The 15,880-nt window shown below is 70.4% G+C and carries 16 protein-coding genes; 7 read left to right on the top strand and 9 right to left on the bottom strand.

Annotation, left to right across the window (positions count from 1 at the left end):
• Window positions 1-3: 3 nt before the first annotated feature.
• The gene (locus OG737_RS16490; RefSeq protein ID WP_215011464.1) at window positions 4-498 is read right to left on the bottom strand and encodes an inorganic diphosphatase; all 495 of its coding nucleotides are present in this window, start codon (window positions 496-498) and stop codon (window positions 4-6) included.
• A 171-nt stretch (window positions 499-669) separates the two neighbouring features.
• Here OG737_RS16490 and dacB point away from each other — a divergent pair, with 171 nt between their 5' ends.
• The 6 genes from dacB to folE all read left to right on the top strand — a co-directional run bounded on the left by dacB (window position 670) and on the right by folE (window position 8,088).
• Window positions 670-2,094 carry a D-alanyl-D-alanine carboxypeptidase/D-alanyl-D-alanine-endopeptidase gene (gene dacB, locus OG737_RS16495; RefSeq protein WP_405921701.1) on the top strand — a complete coding sequence of 475 codons (1,425 nt, stop codon included), beginning with the start codon at window positions 670-672 and terminating at the stop codon, window positions 2,092-2,094.
• A gap of 38 nt (window positions 2,095-2,132) precedes the next feature.
• Window positions 2,133-3,278, top strand: a complete 1,146-nt coding sequence (locus OG737_RS16500) for a zinc-dependent metalloprotease (RefSeq protein ID WP_328926915.1) — start codon at window positions 2,133-2,135, stop codon at window positions 3,276-3,278.
• A gap of 206 nt (window positions 3,279-3,484) precedes the next feature.
• The gene (tilS, locus tag OG737_RS16505) at window positions 3,485-4,525 is read left to right on the top strand and encodes a tRNA lysidine(34) synthetase TilS (RefSeq protein ID WP_405921702.1); all 1,041 of its coding nucleotides are present in this window, start codon (window positions 3,485-3,487) and stop codon (window positions 4,523-4,525) included.
• Between the two features lie 65 nt (window positions 4,526-4,590).
• A complete protein-coding gene (gene hpt, locus OG737_RS16510; RefSeq protein WP_328926917.1) occupies window positions 4,591-5,151 on the top strand; it encodes a hypoxanthine phosphoribosyltransferase in 561 nt (186 codons plus the stop codon).
• A gap of 216 nt (window positions 5,152-5,367) precedes the next feature.
• The gene (gene ftsH / locus OG737_RS16515; RefSeq protein WP_328926918.1) at window positions 5,368-7,404 is read left to right on the top strand and encodes an ATP-dependent zinc metalloprotease FtsH; all 2,037 of its coding nucleotides are present in this window, start codon (window positions 5,368-5,370) and stop codon (window positions 7,402-7,404) included.
• Between the two features lie 75 nt (window positions 7,405-7,479).
• Window positions 7,480-8,088, top strand: coding sequence for a GTP cyclohydrolase I FolE (folE, locus tag OG737_RS16520; protein WP_328926919.1), 609 nt, complete (start codon window positions 7,480-7,482; stop codon window positions 8,086-8,088).
• Between the two features lie 322 nt (window positions 8,089-8,410).
• Here folE and OG737_RS16525 read toward each other — a convergent pair whose 3' ends face one another.
• The 7 genes from OG737_RS16525 to OG737_RS16555 all read right to left on the bottom strand — a co-directional run bounded on the left by OG737_RS16525 (window position 8,411) and on the right by OG737_RS16555 (window position 13,547).
• Complete coding sequence (locus tag OG737_RS16525; RefSeq protein WP_405921703.1) at window positions 8,411-8,572, bottom strand: hypothetical protein; 162 nt, start codon at window positions 8,570-8,572, stop codon at window positions 8,411-8,413.
• 54 nt (window positions 8,573-8,626) lie between these two features.
• Window positions 8,627-9,115, bottom strand: a complete 489-nt coding sequence (locus OG737_RS16530; protein ID WP_328926921.1) for a DUF3180 domain-containing protein — start codon at window positions 9,113-9,115, stop codon at window positions 8,627-8,629.
• 55 nt (window positions 9,116-9,170) lie between these two features.
• Complete coding sequence (gene folK, locus OG737_RS16535) at window positions 9,171-9,779, bottom strand: 2-amino-4-hydroxy-6-hydroxymethyldihydropteridine diphosphokinase (RefSeq protein ID WP_405679138.1); 609 nt, start codon at window positions 9,777-9,779, stop codon at window positions 9,171-9,173.
• The gene (folB, locus tag OG737_RS16540) at window positions 9,776-10,135 is read right to left on the bottom strand and encodes a dihydroneopterin aldolase (protein WP_030010912.1); all 360 of its coding nucleotides are present in this window, start codon (window positions 10,133-10,135) and stop codon (window positions 9,776-9,778) included. The genes folK and folB overlap by 4 nt, the downstream gene beginning before the upstream one ends.
• A 131-nt stretch (window positions 10,136-10,266) precedes the next feature.
• A complete protein-coding gene (locus OG737_RS16545) occupies window positions 10,267-10,710 on the bottom strand; it encodes a nuclear transport factor 2 family protein (protein WP_328926923.1) in 444 nt (147 codons plus the stop codon).
• 22 nt (window positions 10,711-10,732) lie between these two features.
• On the bottom strand, window positions 10,733-11,605 hold the full coding sequence (gene folP, locus OG737_RS16550; RefSeq protein WP_328926924.1) for a dihydropteroate synthase: 873 nt from the start codon (window positions 11,603-11,605) through the stop codon (window positions 10,733-10,735).
• Window positions 11,606-11,696: 91 nt separating this feature from the next.
• On the bottom strand, window positions 11,697-13,547 hold the full coding sequence (locus OG737_RS16555) for a phosphatidylglycerol lysyltransferase domain-containing protein (protein ID WP_328926925.1): 1,851 nt from the start codon (window positions 13,545-13,547) through the stop codon (window positions 11,697-11,699).
• 152 nt (window positions 13,548-13,699) lie between these two features.
• Between OG737_RS16555 and OG737_RS16560 the strand changes: the two genes are divergently transcribed.
• Window positions 13,700-14,809 (top strand): alpha/beta hydrolase, encoded by a 1,110-nt coding sequence (locus OG737_RS16560; protein WP_405679135.1) that lies wholly within the window; start codon window positions 13,700-13,702, stop codon window positions 14,807-14,809.
• Window positions 14,810-14,858: 49 nt separating this feature from the next.
• Here OG737_RS16560 and OG737_RS16565 read toward each other — a convergent pair whose 3' ends face one another.
• Window positions 14,859-15,827: an ATP-binding cassette domain-containing protein gene (locus OG737_RS16565; RefSeq protein WP_328926927.1), complete on the bottom strand. Its 969-nt coding sequence runs from the start codon at window positions 15,825-15,827 to the stop codon at window positions 14,859-14,861.
• Between the last annotated feature and the right edge of the window lie 53 nt (window positions 15,828-15,880).

A 15,880-nucleotide genomic window follows, 5' to 3' on the forward strand; every position in this document is an offset into this window, starting at 1 on the left:
AGCTCAGTGGTGGCCGCCCTGGGCCTCGAGGCGCTTGTACGAGGCCTCGATCTCGGCCTCGGCCTCGGCGCGGCCGACCCAGTCCGCACCCTCGACCGACTTGCCCGGCTCCAGGTCCTTGTAGACCTCGAAGAAGTGCTGGATCTCCAGGCGGTCGAACTCGGACACGTGGTGGATGTCGCGCAGGTGCTCGACACGCGGGTCGGAGGCCGGCACGCACAGCAGCTTGTCGTCGCCGCCCGCCTCGTCCGTCATGCGGAACATGCCGATGGCGCGGCACTTGATCAGGCAGCCCGGGAACGTCGGCTCGTCAAGGATGACCAGCGCGTCCAGCGGGTCGCCGTCCTCGCCGAGGGTGTTCTCGACGAAGCCGTAGTCGGCCGGGTAGCTGGTCGAGGTGAAGAGGCGACGGTCCAGACGGATCCGGCCGGTCTCGTGGTCCACCTCGTACTTGTTCCGCGAACCCTTGGGGATCTCGATGGTGACGTCGAACTCCACGTCCTGCTCCTCCATGATCAGCTTCATTGCTTCGAGACTGCATCGCTTCAAATGCACGCGCGTCCGGCCCAGCCGCCCAGCCCTGCCGGGTGGGGTGCCATGCTCGCGGCAAGACGCAGTGGTTAAGTGTCCCTCACGCATATGTGTGATCGCGAAAGGGGCTGGTCCGAGGTGCCATTGGTCAAGACGTGGCAGCTCATCGCGGGCTCGGCCGTCGCCGGCCTCGCCCTGTCGGTGGCAGTGGTGACCGCCGCCGGTCCATGGGACTCCGGCCAGCGTAAGGCCGAGCGGGACAAGGCTGCCTCCTGGAGCGTTACGGGTGGCGCAGATCACGGTCCCGAGTCCCAGCCGCAGGCCGCCCCCAGCGCCCCCGGCGTGCTCGGCGCGATCGGCCCCGGCGCCCCGCGCAAGGAGGCGGCGGCCGCATCCGAAGGCCTCGCCGCCGCGCTGCGGCCGCTCCTCGCCGACCCCGCCCTCGGCACCGTCCGTACCGCCTCGGTCATCGACACCGCCACCGGGCAGGTGCTGTACGAGTCCGGGGCGCGGGACGCGATGACCCCCGCCTCCACGATCAAGATCGCCACGGCCGCGGCGGCCCTGGCCGCCCTCGGGCCCGAGCACCGGATCCGGACCACTGTCGTGCCCGGCGCCGCACCCGGGCAGATCCTCCTCGTCGGCGGCGGCGACCCCTCCCTCACGGCCAAGAAGAAGAGCCCCGCCGGATCCGGCGGCAGCCTCGTCGCCCTCGCCGGCGACACGGCCCAGGCCCTCAAGGCCGCCGGCACCGACACCGTGAGCGTGGGCTACGACGACACCCTCTACACCGGCCCCGCCCGCCACCCGATCGGCGAGAACCCCAACATCGCGCCCGTCACCGCCCTCGCCGCCGACGAGGGCCGGCCCGACGATTCCACCTCCGGGCCCGTGGACCGCACCGCAGACCCCGCCAAGGACGCCGCCCGTTCCTTCGCGGCCCTGCTGACCGAGCGCGGCATCAAGGTCACCGGGCAGCCGGCCCGGGCCGAGGCCGCGGACGGCGCCCAGCCGCTCGCCGCCACCCTCTCCACCCCGCTGGGCGGCCTCGTCGAGCGGATGCTGACCAACAGCGACAACGACATCGCCGAGGCCCTGGCCCGGCAGACCGCCCTCGCCTCGGGCCAGCCCGCGAGCTTCGAAGGCGCCGAGAAGGCCGTCACCGCCCGCCTCGCCGCCCTCGGCGTCGACGTGTCCGGCTCCCGCTTCGCCGACGGCAGCGGCCTGGGCCGGTCCGACAAGGTCAGCGCCGGCCTGCTGACCGGGCTGCTCGCCAAGGCCGCGGACCCCGAGCGCCCGGAGCTGCGCCCGGTCCTCACCGGACTGCCCGTCGCCGGGTTCACCGGGACCCTGCGCAGCCGCAACGCCGGCAGCTCCCCGGCCGCCGGCCTGCTCCGCGCCAAGACCGGCACCCTGACCGGCGTGAACTCCCTCGCGGGCACCGTCGTCGACCCGTCCGGCCGACTCCTCGCCTTCGCCTTCCTGACCGCGAACAGTGCCGACGGCCCGGCCGCCGAGAAGAGCCTCGACAAGCTGGCCGCGGCGGTGGCAGGCACTCCGTAGGGGGTCCGCGGAAGGGCTGGTCCACGTACGGTTGACGCATGACGAGCATCAGTGGTGCGGAGATGGTCGACTGGAACCTCGCGGTGGCGACCGCGACCCGGCTGGTGCGGCCCGGCCCGGAGGTCAGCCGGGACGAGGCCCGGGCCGTCGTCGCGGAACTGCGCGGGCACGCCAGGACCTCGGAACGGCACGTGCGCGAGTTCACGCGGATGATCCAGGACGGGACGCCCGTCAACGACACCCCGGTCCTGGTCGTCGACCGGGCCGGCTGGATCAAGGCCAACGTGGCCGGCTTCCGCGAACTGCTCCAGCCGCTCCTCGGCAAGATGCAGGACCGCCGTGACGGCACTCCCGGCGGGGCCGTGTTCGGCGCGGTCGGCGGCAAGGTCACCGGCGTCGAGCTGGGCATGCTGCTCAGCTTCCTGGCCTCCCGGGTCCTCGGCCAGTACGAGACCTTCGCGCCGGTCTCCCGCGACCTGCCCGGCTCCACCGCGCAGGGCGGCCGGCTGCTGCTCGTCGCCCCCAACATCGTGCACGTCGAGCGCGAGCTGGAGGTGAACCCGCACGACTTCCGGCTGTGGGTCTGCCTGCACGAGGAGACGCACCGTACCCAGTTCACGGCCGTCCCGTGGCTCCGCGACCACCTCGAAGGCGAAATCCAGACGTTCCTCGGCGCCACCGAACTGGACCCGGTGACCGTCCTGGAGCGCCTGCGCGACGCCGCCCAGTCCTTGGCGGGCGCCCGCCCCGACGCGGAGCGCGGCGACGAGGGCCGCTCCCTCGTCGAACTCGTGCAGACCCCCGAGCAGCGGGAGGTGCTCGGCCGCCTCACCGCCGCCATGTCCCTGCTGGAGGGCCACGCCGACTTCGTCATGGACGGGGTCGGCCCCCAGGTGGTGCCCTCGGTCGCCGAGATCCGGGAGAAGTTCCAGCAGCGCCGGGCCAGCGGGGCGGGCCGCCTCGACGCCGCCCTGCGCAAGCTGCTCGGCCTCGACGCCAAGCTGCGCCAGTACCGCGACGGTGAGCGCTTCGTGCGCGCCGTCGTCGGCCAGGTCGGCATGGACGGCTTCAACCGCGTCTGGACCTCTCCGAACACACTGCCGACCAAGGCGGAGATCGCCCAGCCGGCGGACTGGGTGGCCAGGGTCCACCGCAAGGGGAGCGAAGAGAGCGAAAAGGCGTGACGCAGGGGGCGTAAACATGTCTCACTGGGGGAAGCAGCATCACCCGTCCGAGGGACCGTGGGCCGTGGAAGGGCGTGCGATGCTCGGGGAACGGCTCGCTTCTGTCACCATCGACGCACTCTGAGTGACATTCCCCGTCTTGCGGGGCAACCGGGCAGCACCCCCAAGCCTCCGAGGCATCCGAACACCATCGAAGGGCACCGGACATGGGTCCCCATCCTGCGGTCGCGGCGATACGCCTGGCGGTCCGCCGCGTACTCCACGACGTCCTCACCGACCTCACCGACCTCACCGACAGTTCCGCCGACACCCGCGGGGGAGCGCCCCTGCCACTCGTCCTCGTCGCCTGCTCCGGCGGCGCCGACTCCATGGCCCTCGCCTCGGCCCTCGCCTTCGAGGCCCCCAAGCTCGGCATCCGGGCCGGCGGCATCACCGTCGACCACGGGCTCCAGGCCGGCTCCGACCTGCGCGCCGCAGAGGTCGTCACCCGCATGACCGCCCTCGGCCTCGACCCGGTGGAGTCCGCCGCCGTGCGCGTCGGCCGCGAGGGCGGACCCGAGGCCGCCGCCCGCGACGCCCGCTACGGGGCCCTGGACGAGGCCGCCGACCGGCTGGGCGCTGCCGCCGTGCTGCTCGGCCACACCCGGGACGATCAAGCCGAAACCGTCCTGCTGGGCCTCGCCCGCGGTTCCGGCATCCGCTCGCTCTCCGGCATGGCAGAGGTGTCCGGCGGTCCCGGCCGCAGCCACCGCTACCGCCGCCCCTTCCTCCAGATCGACCGGCAGACCGCCCGTAAGGCCTGCATGGTCCAGTCGCTCCCCGTCTGGGACGACCCGCACAACATCGACCCCGCCTACACCCGCTCCCGCCTGCGCCACGAGGGACTGCCCGCCCTGGAGAAGGCGCTGGGCAAGGGGGTCGTCGAGGCGCTCGCCCGCACCGCCCAGCTCTCCCGCGACGACGCCGACGCCCTGGACGCCTGGGCCGCGGAGGCGGAGACCGGCGTACGGGACGAGGACGGCCGCCTGGAGTGCGCGAAGCTGTACGCCCTGCCCCCGGCCGTCCGCCGCCGGGTGCTGCGCAGGGCCGTGGTCGCCGCCGGTTCCCCCTCGGGCTCGCTCTTCGCCCGCCACATCGAGGAAGTGGACCGCCTCATCACCGGGTGGCGCGGTCAGGGCGCCATCAACCTGCCCGGCCGGGTCGAGGCCCAGCGGCAGGGTGGCAGACTGGTCATCCGGCAGGGCTGATTGGTGCTGAAACACGGCTGAGTCCTCCGGGGACACCCCCGGAGCCCCGGTCGACAACGAAAGTGATGCGGGTGGACGAGAAGGACATGGGCGGCGACCTCCAGTCGGTGCTCATCACCAAGGAAGAGATCGACGCGAAGCTGGCCGAGCTGGCCGCGAAGATCGACGCGGAGTACGCGGGCAAGGACCTGCTCATCGTCGGCGTCCTCAAGGGCGCGGTGATGGTGATGGCGGACCTGGCGCGCGCCTTGTCCACCCCCCTCACCATGGACTGGATGGCGGTGTCCTCGTACGGCGCCGGGACCCAGTCCTCCGGCGTGGTGCGGATCCTCAAGGACCTGGACACCGACATCAAGGACAAGCACGTCCTGATCGTCGAGGACATCATCGACTCCGGTCTGACGCTGTCCTGGCTGCTGTCGAACCTCGGCTCGCGCCAGCCGGCCTCCCTCGAGGTCGTCACGCTGCTGCGCAAGCCCGAGGCCGCGAAGGTCGCGATCGACGTGAAGTGGGTCGGCTTCGACATCCCGAACGAGTTCGTCGTGGGCTACGGCCTCGACTACGCGGAGAAGTACCGCAACCTGCCGTTCGTCGGCACGCTCGCCCCGCACGTCTACGGCGGCTGATCCCGCTCACGCTCCTGTCCCCGTCCCCGGGGCGCCTCGGCGGGCTCCGGGGAACCTGGGGGCGATTCCCGCCGTTGGAGCAGGGGAAAGCGGGTCTGTCAGCCGTCCCACGGGGCCGCGGGTGACAATACAGGGGTACATTCCGAAGAACAGTCTTTACTCAGAGCAGCATTTACCTACGGGCAGGAGGGACGGGGTGCCTGGCGCCCCGTATGGATGGACGTGAAGCGATACTTCCGTGGGCCGGTCATGTGGATCGTGCTGGCCGTCCTCGCCGTGGTCGTGTTGATGAATGTCGTCGGCTCCGGCGGCGGCTACAAGTCGGTGGACACCAGCGAGGTCATCAAGGCGATCAACAGTGGCCAGGTGGAGACAGCCAAGCTGACCACCGGCGACAGCCAGATGATCAAGATCGAGCTCAAGAAGGACCAGAAGCTCGGCAAGCACGACGGCACCAAGTTCCAGGCCAACTACATCGGGGATCAGGGCGTACAGCTCGCCCAGAACCTCCAGACCAAGTACGAAGCCGGTCAGATCCCGGACGGCTACTCCGTCACTCCGGACAAGACCAGCCCGTTCCTGAGCGTGCTGCTCTCGCTCCTGCCCTTCGTCCTCATCGTCGTGGTCTTCCTGTTCCTGATGAACCAGATGCAGGGCGGCGGCTCCCGGGTCATGAACTTCGGGAAGTCCAAGGCCAAGCTCATCACCAAGGACACCCCGAAGACGACGTTCGCCGATGTCGCGGGCGCGGACGAGGCCGTCGAGGAACTCCACGAGATCAAGGAGTTCCTCCAGGAGCCGGCGAAGTTCCAGGCCGTCGGCGCCAAGATCCCCAAGGGCGTGCTGCTGTACGGCCCGCCCGGCACCGGTAAGACCCTGCTGGCGCGCGCCGTCGCAGGCGAGGCCGGTGTCCCCTTCTACTCGATCTCCGGTTCCGACTTCGTCGAGATGTTCGTCGGTGTCGGTGCCTCGCGTGTCCGCGACCTGTTCGAGCAGGCCAAGGCCAACGCCCCGGCGATCGTCTTCGTCGACGAGATCGACGCAGTCGGCCGGCACCGCGGTGCGGGCCTCGGCGGCGGTCACGACGAGCGCGAGCAGACCCTCAACCAGCTGCTGGTCGAGATGGACGGCTTCGACGTGAAGGGCGGGGTCATCCTGATCGCCGCCACGAACCGTCCGGACATCCTCGACCCGGCGCTCCTGCGCCCGGGCCGATTCGACCGGCAGATCGCGGTCGACCGTCCCGACATGCAGGGCCGGCTGGAGATCCTCAAGGTCCACCAGAAGGGCAAGCCGGTCGCTCCGGACGTCGACCTGGGCGCGGTCGCCCGTCGTACGCCCGGCTTCACCGGTGCCGATCTCTCCAACGTCCTGAACGAGGCGGCGCTGCTGACCGCCCGTACGGACAAGAAGCTGATCGACAACCACTCGCTGGACGAGGCGATCGACCGCGTCGTGGCGGGCCCGCAGAAGCGGACCCGGATCATGTCGGACCGGGAAAAGAAGATCACCGCGTACCACGAGGGCGGACACGCCCTGGTCGCGGCGGCCTCCCCGAACTCCGACCCGGTCCACAAGATCACGATCCTGTCCCGAGGCCGGGCACTGGGCTACACCATGGTCCTGCCCGACGAGGACAAGTACTCGACCACGCGCAACGAGATGCTCGACCAGCTGGCGTACATGCTGGGCGGGCGCGCGGCCGAGGAGCTGGTCTTCCACGACCCGACCACGGGCGCGGCGAACGACATCGAGAAGGCCACCGCCACGGCGCGGGCCATGGTCACGCAGTACGGCATGACCGAGCGTCTCGGTGCGATCAAGTTCGGCGGCGACAACACCGAGCCGTTCCTGGGCCGCGAGATGTCGCACCCCCGGGACTACTCGGAAGAGGTCGCGGCGCTGGTCGACGAAGAGGTCAAGAAGCTCATCGAGACCGCGCACAACGAGGCCTGGGAGATCCTCGTCGAGAACCGCGACGTTCTCGACAACCTGGTCCTCGCCCTGCTGGAGAAGGAAACGCTGAACAAGGAGCAGATCGCCGAGATCTTCTCCACGATCGTGAAGCGCCCGGCCCGCCCCGCGTGGACCGGCTCCTCCCGCCGCACCCCCTCCACCCGTCCGCCGGTGCTCTCTCCCAAGGAGCTCCAGCTGACGAACTCGGCGAACGGCACCTCGGCGGCGACCGCCGTCACGCCGGTCTCCACGGAGAAGGGCATCGAGGTGGCCCCTGAGGACCGCCCGGAGGCCTGATCCACCCGGAATGGAAGCCGCGCCCCCCAGGTTCTAGCCTGGGGGGCGCGGCACTTTTACAGGAACGAGGAAGCGATGACGGACCCAGTGACCCTGACCGGCGGCGAGGGCACGATCGGCGTGTTCGACGAGAAGCGCGCCGAGGCGGCGGTCCGTGAACTCCTGATCGCGGTCGGCGAGGACCCGGACCGCGAGGGCCTTCTGGAGACCCCGGCGCGCGTGGCGCGGGCGTACCGGGAGATCCTGGCCGGTCTGTGGCAGAAGCCCGAGGACGTGCTGACCACGGTGTTCGACCTGGGACACGACGAGCTGGTCCTCGTGAAGGAGATCGAAATCGTATCTCTGTGTGAACATCACCTGCTGCCGTTCCACGGTGTCGCCCACGTCGGCTACATCCCGGCGGAGAACGGCAAGATCACCGGCCTGTCGAAGCTGGCCCGCCTCGTGGACGTCTACGCTCGCCGCCCGCAGGTGCAGGAACGTCTTACTACGCAGATAGCGGACTCCCTGATGGAGATCCTCGACGCGCGCGGTGCCATCGTGGTGATCGAAGCCGAGCACATGTGCATGTCGGTCCGCGGCATCCGCAAGCCGGGTGCCAAGACCACCACGTCCGCGGTCCGCGGCCAGCTCCGCGCCACGGCCACCCGAGCTGAGGCCATGAGCCTCATCATGGCGCGCTAGTCGGATTGTCAGTGCTGTCCGCTACGGTCCCCCTCCGTGACTTCACGGAGGGGGACCGGTGCTTTGGGGCCTACCGAGTAGGCAGACCGTCAACGCTGTTGGCGGCTCCGGGCCTGCGTTGTCCGCCCAGGAGATCACTTCGATTCAGCCGGGATACCAGCTCGGCCGCGTGTCGTTCCGTCCTACCTTGCCGACCTCATGCGGCAGTACGTGGGCGGTGACCCCCACCACATGCGCCAGCGGTTTCCCAGGGTCGTGCTCAGAGACGAGGTGACCTTCGGCGGATTCCTGGACGGCTACGAAGGCGGAGACGGGTGCAGGATCACTCGATGGCCGGCGAGGGTGCCGACAGCTGGCCGCGCGGGACGTTCCAGGCGGAGGAGCGCCCCGTCGAACTCGATGAGTCGGCATGGGTCGAGGTCAGGTCCGTCACGCTGCGCGCACCGAGTGCCAAGCCGTCCACGTTGTACGACTTCGGGCTCACCCCTCACCCTGACTTTCTCGTGAACGGGCATCTGGTCCGCACACCGTGGGAGACCTAGGCGCGGGCCGGGGACTCGGGGGTGTGGTCGTCGTCCTCGGGGAGCTTGAGGACGTGCTCCAGGAAGAGGGCGGCGGCGATGACCGCCGCGCCCGCCAGGACCGAGAAGCCTGCGTACCAGGCCTGGTCGCGGCGGGCGGGGACGTCGAGGGAGTCGGTCAGCAGGAAGACGCCGACACCGCCGTACGCGCCGGCCACCAGGGCCGCCACCAGTGCGCTGGCCTGGCCGAAGACGACCGCGCGGGCCGCCATCAGAGGCTCCACGCCCTTGGCCCCCGGCCGTCGCTCGCGCTGCGCCTTGAGGCGGGAGCGCATCGACAGGGCCGTCGCCAGCAGCACCGCGGCGATGACGCCCAGGACGATCGGCGCGGCCAGCGGAACGCCCGGCAGCGTGCCGTACGCGTTCCAGAGCCGGGCACCCGCCCAGGACAGGACCCCGGCGACGACGAAGATCCCCGCCAGGACCGCAGGCCTCAGTTGCTTCACGTGCCCGTTCCCCGCTTTCCGCGCCGGTGCCGTCAGGCAGTCCACAGCGTAACGACTACTCCGGGAGGCGGAGTTCCAGATCCGGGCGCGGCGTCACTCCGGAGAGGCCGATTCCGGCCAGGAGCGCGCCGACGGCGCCGTGGCCCGGGAGCTGCGCCTCCGCGTCGATGTCGTTCCAGGGGGCGAGCACGAAGGCGCGCTGGTGGGCGCGCGGGTGCGGCAGGGTGAGGACGGGGTCCTCGGAGACCACCTCGGCGTACGAGATGATGTCGACGTCGATCGTGCGCGGGCCCCAGCGCTCCTCGCGGACGCGGTCGAAGGCCTCCTCGATGGCCTGACCCCGCTCCAGGAGCGAGGACGGCGGCAGCGTGGTCCGCACCTTGACGACCGCGTTGAAGTACGCGGGCTGCGAGCCGGGCTCGACGCCCCACGGCTCGGTCTCGTACACGGGGGAGACGGCCTTGACCCGCATGCCCGGGGTGTCGCCGAGCGCGTCGATGGCGCCCTGCAGGGTCTCCAGCCGGTTGCCGAGGTTCGCGCCGAGGGCGATGACCGCCCATTTCGGGTTGGACAGGGTGGTGTCCGCCGCGTCGACCGTCTCCACGACGGAGGCGGGTACCGGCTGCACGGTCGGGTCGCTCTGTGTGTTCAGTCCGTTGTTCATGCGCGGCTCCGGGTGATCGTGATGGTCACGTCGTCGAAGGGGACGGTGATGGGCGCGTCCGGCTTGTGGACGACGACCTCCACCTGTGCGACCGCCTCGTGCTTGAGGCACTGCTGGGCGATCCGCTCGGCGAGGGTCTCGATCAGGTCGACGGGCTCTCCCTGCACCACGTCGACGACCTCCTCGGCGACGACCCCGTAGTGCACGGTCTTCGCCAGGTCGTCTCCGGCCGCGGCGGGCCGGGTGTCGAGGTGCAGCACCAGGTCGACGATGAAGGTCTGGCCTTCTTCGCGTTCCCGGGGGAAGACGCCGTGGTGCCCGCGAGCCTTGAGGCCGCGCAGCGCGACACGATCCACGCGAATCACTCCTGCTTTCGTAGGTGCTTCCGGTCCCGGGGCTGCCCGGGGCCATGGGCCTACGCCGAGTGCGGTCGGCGTCGTCCGTCTTCGAATTTACCTGCGAAACTCCCCGGACCCCGCCGGAGGGGTCAGGAGGCGTCCTCCTCCTCGTCCTCGTCGGACTCCGTGAGCACGGGAGAACCGTGGTGGGACCAGAGCCGCCAGCCCTCGGATGTGCGTCGGAACACATTTGTGGCGACGACCAGCTGACCGACCAGCGGGCCGAGTTCCCCGCCGTCCTCGGCGGGGCCGCCGCTGAGGATGTTCTCCGTACAGGTCACCAGTGCGGTGTCGCCGATGACGGCGACTTTGGTGTCGGTGAGGAAGAACTGGATGTAGTCCGTGTGGGACATGATCAGCGCATAGGAGCGCAGCACCTCGCCGCGGCCGGAGAGCACCGGCCAGCCCGGGTGCACGCAGGAGATCTCGTCATCGAGCCAGAGCGCCGACAGTGCGTCGAAGTCCCCCCGCTCCATGGCCTCGTAGAAGGCCGTGTTGACCTCTTCGACCGCTTCGATGTCGGTTCTGCTCACAGGGCTCCTTCTCGGTCGGTGGTCACAGCGCTCCTTCCACGGCGCGGGCCACCCGAACCGCGTCCGCGGTCGCCCGTACCTCGTGGACCCGTACGGCCCAGGCACCGTGGTGGGCGGCGATGGCGGAGACGGCGGCGGTGGCGGCGTCGCGCTCGCGGGCGGGCGGCGGCGCGGCGTCGGCGGCGCCGGCCAGGACCCGGCCGAGGAAGCGCTTGCGCGAGGCGGCGACCAGCAGCGGGAAGCCGAGGGCACGCAGTTCGGGCAGGTGGGCGACGAGGGCCAGGTCGTGTTCGGCGTTCTTCGCGAAGCCGAGGCCCGGGTCGACGAGGAGCCGCTCGGGGGCGATCCCGCCGGCCACGACGGCGTCGATCCGGGTCCGGAGCTCGGAGGTGACCTCGGCGAGTACGTCGTCGTAGACGGCGAGGCTGTTCATGCCGTCGCTGAAGCCGCGCCAGTGCATCACCACGAACGGCACCTCGGCGGCCGCGACGGCCGGGATCATCCCGGGGTCGGCGAGCCCGCCGCTGACGTCGTTGACCAGGACCGCGCCGGCGGCGACGGCCTGCGCGGCGACGCTCGCGCGCATGGTGTCGACGGAGACGGCGACGCCTTCGGAGGCGAGGCCGCGCACGACGGGGACGACCCGGCGCAGCTCTTCCTCCTCGTCGACGCGGGTGGCGCCCGGCCGGGTGGACTCGCCGCCGACGTCGACGAGGTCGGCGCCCTGGACGACGAGGTCGAGGCCGCGCTTGACGGCCGCGGTGGTGTCGAACCAGCGACCGCCGTCGGAGAAGGAGTCCGGGGTGACGTTGACGACGCCCATGACCGCGCAGCGGTCCCACTCGGGCAGACCTGCGACCCGGCCCCTGCCGGTGGCTCCGCGCTTCGTGTTCATAGGTCCAAGGGTAGGGCTGACCTGGATAGGCCAGGGCCCCGGCGCCTGTCGGCTGCCGGGGCCCTGGAAACCGTACGCACCGTACGGACGGCTACGCGGCCTGGACCTCGCGCTCCGCCTGGGCGGGGACCTTGGCGGGGGCGTGGTTGTGGGCGCAGGTGCGGACCGGCTTGGGGCCGCGCCGGCTGGCGAACAGCCGCGGCAGGGCCAGCGTCACGAAGCCCTCGGCCTGCATCACGGCGAAGCCGATGCGGGGAAGGTCGCGGGTGGTGCGGTAGACCATGAAGCGCGGCTCCCAGCGGGGGCGGAACTTCTCGTTGAACTTGTACAGCGACTCGATCTGGAACCAGCGGGACAGGAAGACCAGCAGGCCGCGCCACATCCGCAGCACCGGGCCGGCGCCGATCTTCTCGCCGCGGGCGAGGGCGGCGCGGAACATCGCGAAGTTCAGGGAGACCTTCTCGATGCCCAGGTCGGGCGCCTGCTGCAGGGAGGCGACGATCAGCAGCTCGTTCATGCCGGGGTCGGCGGCGCGGTCGCGGCGCATCATCTCCAGCGACATGCCGTCCTTGCCCCACGGCACGAAGTGCTGGATGGCCTTGAGGTCGCCGAACGGGCTGGTGTCGCCCTCCTCGACGCGGTGCGCGGTGGCGATGAAGCAGTCGCCGTCGCCCTCGTCGCCGACGCGGCCCAGGGCCATGGAGAAGCCGCGCTCGGTGTCGGTGCCGCGCCAGGCCTCGGCCGCGCCGCGGACCTGCTCCAGCTCCTCCTCGGTCAGCTCGCTGACCCGGCGGACCTTGGTGGTGTAGCCGTTGCGCTCGATGCGCTTCACCATCTGGCGGACATTGCGCATGGGTCGGCCGGAGAGGGAGAAGTCTTTGACATCGACAATCGCCTCGTCACCCAGCTCCAGGGCGTCCAGACCCGTCTCGCGGGTCCACACCTCGCCGCCGGTCTCGCTGCAGCCCACGACGGCCGGGGTCCAGGAGTGGGCCTTGGCCTCCTCCATGAACCGCTCGATGGCGCCGGGCCAGGCCTCGACGTCGCCGATGGGGTCGCCGGAGGCGAGCATCACGCCGGACACGACGCGGTAGGTGACGGCGGCCTTGCCGCTGGGGGAGAAGACGACGGCCTTGTCGCGGCGGAGCGCGAAGTGGCCGAGCGAGTCGCGGCCGCCGTGCTTGGCGAGGAGCTCGCGCAGCTTGCCCTCGTCGTCGGCGGTGAGCCGCGCGGCCGGGTGCTCGGGGCGGAAGGCCAGGTACATGGTGGTGAGGGCGGTCAGCATGCCGAGCGCGCCCAGGGAGTACCCGACGGTCCAGGAGACCTGGCCGGCGTAGTCGACGGGGCCCTCGAAGCCGAAGAGCCCGTACACGACGTGCGTGATCTGCTCGTACAGGCTCGGGTTGCCGACGACCCGCCCCGGGTGGACGTTGACGATGACCAGGCCGAGCCCGATGGAACCGGCGCTCATCAGCACGAAGTTCGCGAGCGCCTTCCAGCGGCTGCGCGGGTCGGGCAGCGCCTTGAATTCACCCTGGTGGCGCAGCAGCAGCGCGAAGAGCGCCGCCGCGATGACCACGCCGATGATCGAGTGCCGGTACGCGAACTGCGCCGCGGCGCCGGCCGGCAGCAGTACGACCGCCGACCTCCAGGCCCGGCGCTTGCGGCGCTTGAGGCCGTGCGCCAGCAGCAGGAGCAGTACGCCCGCGCTGATGGCGAGGGCCGCGGCGAAGGGGCCGAACACGGGCAACACCTCGGCCACCGCGTGGATCCGGCTGTGACGGAACCGCGGGAAGACTCCCGCCGCGACGTCCAGAAGGCCGACGATCATGACGGCCGTACCTACCAGGCCGGGCACCGACTCCGGCCGTGGGCCACGGAGGATTCGGCGTACCCCGCTCGGAACCTGTCCCGACTTATCGCCATCTATCCTGCTAGACATCGCTTCCCGTTGCTCCGCGAGAGATCATGTGGCCGAAGGCCGCGACAGCCTCCGGTGTGTGGTGCGTCCATTAGGACGACATCGACGGGGAGCGGGTTCACTCTTCCGCCGGAAATTTCCAGTCCTGCCATCAGAAAGTCGACTGACTGCTCATGGGTCTCACCAGTAACACGGTCCTGGCGCTGGCCATCATCGCCGGTGTGCTGCTCTTCGCAGCCACCATCTGGTTCTGGCCAAAGCTTTCGGGCCGCACCTGGCGCGCGTTCGCCGGCCGGATCGGTCTCCTGCTGGCGACCCAGCTGGCACTCTTCTCGGCTGTGGGGCTCGCGGCCAACAAGTCGTTCCTCTTCTACGGTTCCTGGGCAGACCTGTTCGGCCAGGAGACGTCGATGGGCAAGGTCGTCGACCACTCGATGAGCACCAAGGACATCAAGGTCGTCGACAAGCAGAAGCTGGACGTCCCCGGTGGCGCGAAGCCCCAGGTGGGCGGTCAGATCCTGAAGGTTGCCATATCCGGGCAGAAGTCGAAGATAACGAGCCCCGGCTACGTGTGGCTCCCGCCGGAGTACTTCCAGCCGCAGCACAAGGACCAGAACTTCCCGGCGTCCATCGTGCTGACCGGCTACCCGGGCACCGCGGAGAACCTGATCAAAGGGCTCGACTACCCCATGAAGGCCTTCAGCCTGTCCAAGGCGGGCAAGATGAAGCCGATGATCCTGGTCATGCTGCGTCCCACCGTGGCACCCCCGCGTGACACCGAGTGCGTTGACATACCCGGTGGCCCGCAGACCGAGACCTTCTTCGCGCAGGACCTCCCGCAGGCCATCACGGACACCTTCCGCGTCGGCAAGGACCCCAAGAACATGGGCTTCATCGGGAACTCCACGGGTGGTTACTGCGCCCTGAAGATCGCCGCGCACTACCCGCAGACCTTCGGTGCCGCCGCGGGTCTGTCCGCGTACTACGAGGCCCCCGACGACCCGACCACCGGCGACCTGTTCCACGGGGACGAGAAGCTGAAGAAGCACGCCGATGTCCTGCACAGCATCGAGCACAAGAAGCCGACCGGTACGTCCTTCCTCGTCACCAGCAGCGAGAAGGGCGAGCCGAACCTCGGTGACACCAAGAAGTTCGTCAAGCTGGTCAAGGGCCCGGACCGGGTCTCCTCGATCATCCTCGACAGCGGCGGCCACAACTTCAACACGTGGCGGCGCGAGATCCCGCCGATGCTGGTGTGGATGAGCAACCGCATCCAGGCCTGAGTGCCTTGGCGGCGCCGGTGAAGGGCCCGACTCCGATCGGGCCCTTTCGCTATGCCTCCTGCAGCTGCGCCCGGCGCAGCGCCCGGTGGACCCCCTCCGGGGTCAGTACGCCGACCAGTTCGCCGGAGGCCGGGTCCGTGACGCCGATCCGGCCCGAGTCCTCCTGGAGCAGGGCGGAGAGCGCCTCGCGCAGCGTCGCGCCCAGCTCCACCACCACGGCCGGGGCGGATGCCCTGCCCTCCGCCGCCGTCAGATCGGCCGCCTCGACCGGGGTCACCGCGAGCCGCTTGAGCCCCCGGTCGGCGCCGACGAAGGAGGCCACGTACGCGGTGGCCGGGGCCCCGAGCACGGCAGCCGGGCGGGCGAACTGCTCGATGGTGCCCGCCCCGTAGACGGCCATGCGGTCGCCGAGCCGGATCGCCTCCTCCAGGTCGTGCGTGACCAGCAGGATCGTTTTGCGCACCGTCTTCTGCAGCGCCAGGAACTCGTTCTGCAGCCGCTCGCGCACCACCGGGTCCACCGCGCCGAACGGCTCGTCCATCAGCAGCACCGGCGGATCGGCGGCCAGCGCGCGGGCCACGCCGACGCGCTGGCGCTGCCCTCCGGACAGCTGCTCCGGGTACCGGCCCCCGTACACGGCGGGGTCCAGGCCCACCAGTTCGAGCAGCTCGGCCGCCCGCGCACGCGCCTTGGCCTTCGGGGTGCCGATCAGCTGCGGCACGGTCGCCGTGTTCTCCAGCACCGTCTTGTGCGGGAAGAGCCCGACCTGCTGGATGACGTACCCGATCCGGCGGCGCAGCTCGACCGGGTCGGCGGCGGCGATGTCCTCGCCGCCGAGCAGGATCCGGCCGGAGGTCGGCTCGATCAGCCGGTTGACCATCTTCATCGTGGTCGTCTTGCCGCAGCCGGACGGTCCCACGAGCGTGACCAGCTCGCCCTCCGCCACTTCGAAGGACAGGTCCTCGACGGCTGTCGTCCCGTCGGGGTAGCGCTTGGTCACATGCTCGAATCGGATCACATCGTCATCCTTCCTCACCCGCACGCCGTGGTTGGCGAAGGCTTTATGAGGAG

It is taken from the genome of Streptomyces sp. NBC_00122 (assembly GCF_045160845.1).
Lineage (GTDB): Bacteria > Actinomycetota > Actinomycetes > Streptomycetales > Streptomycetaceae > Streptomyces.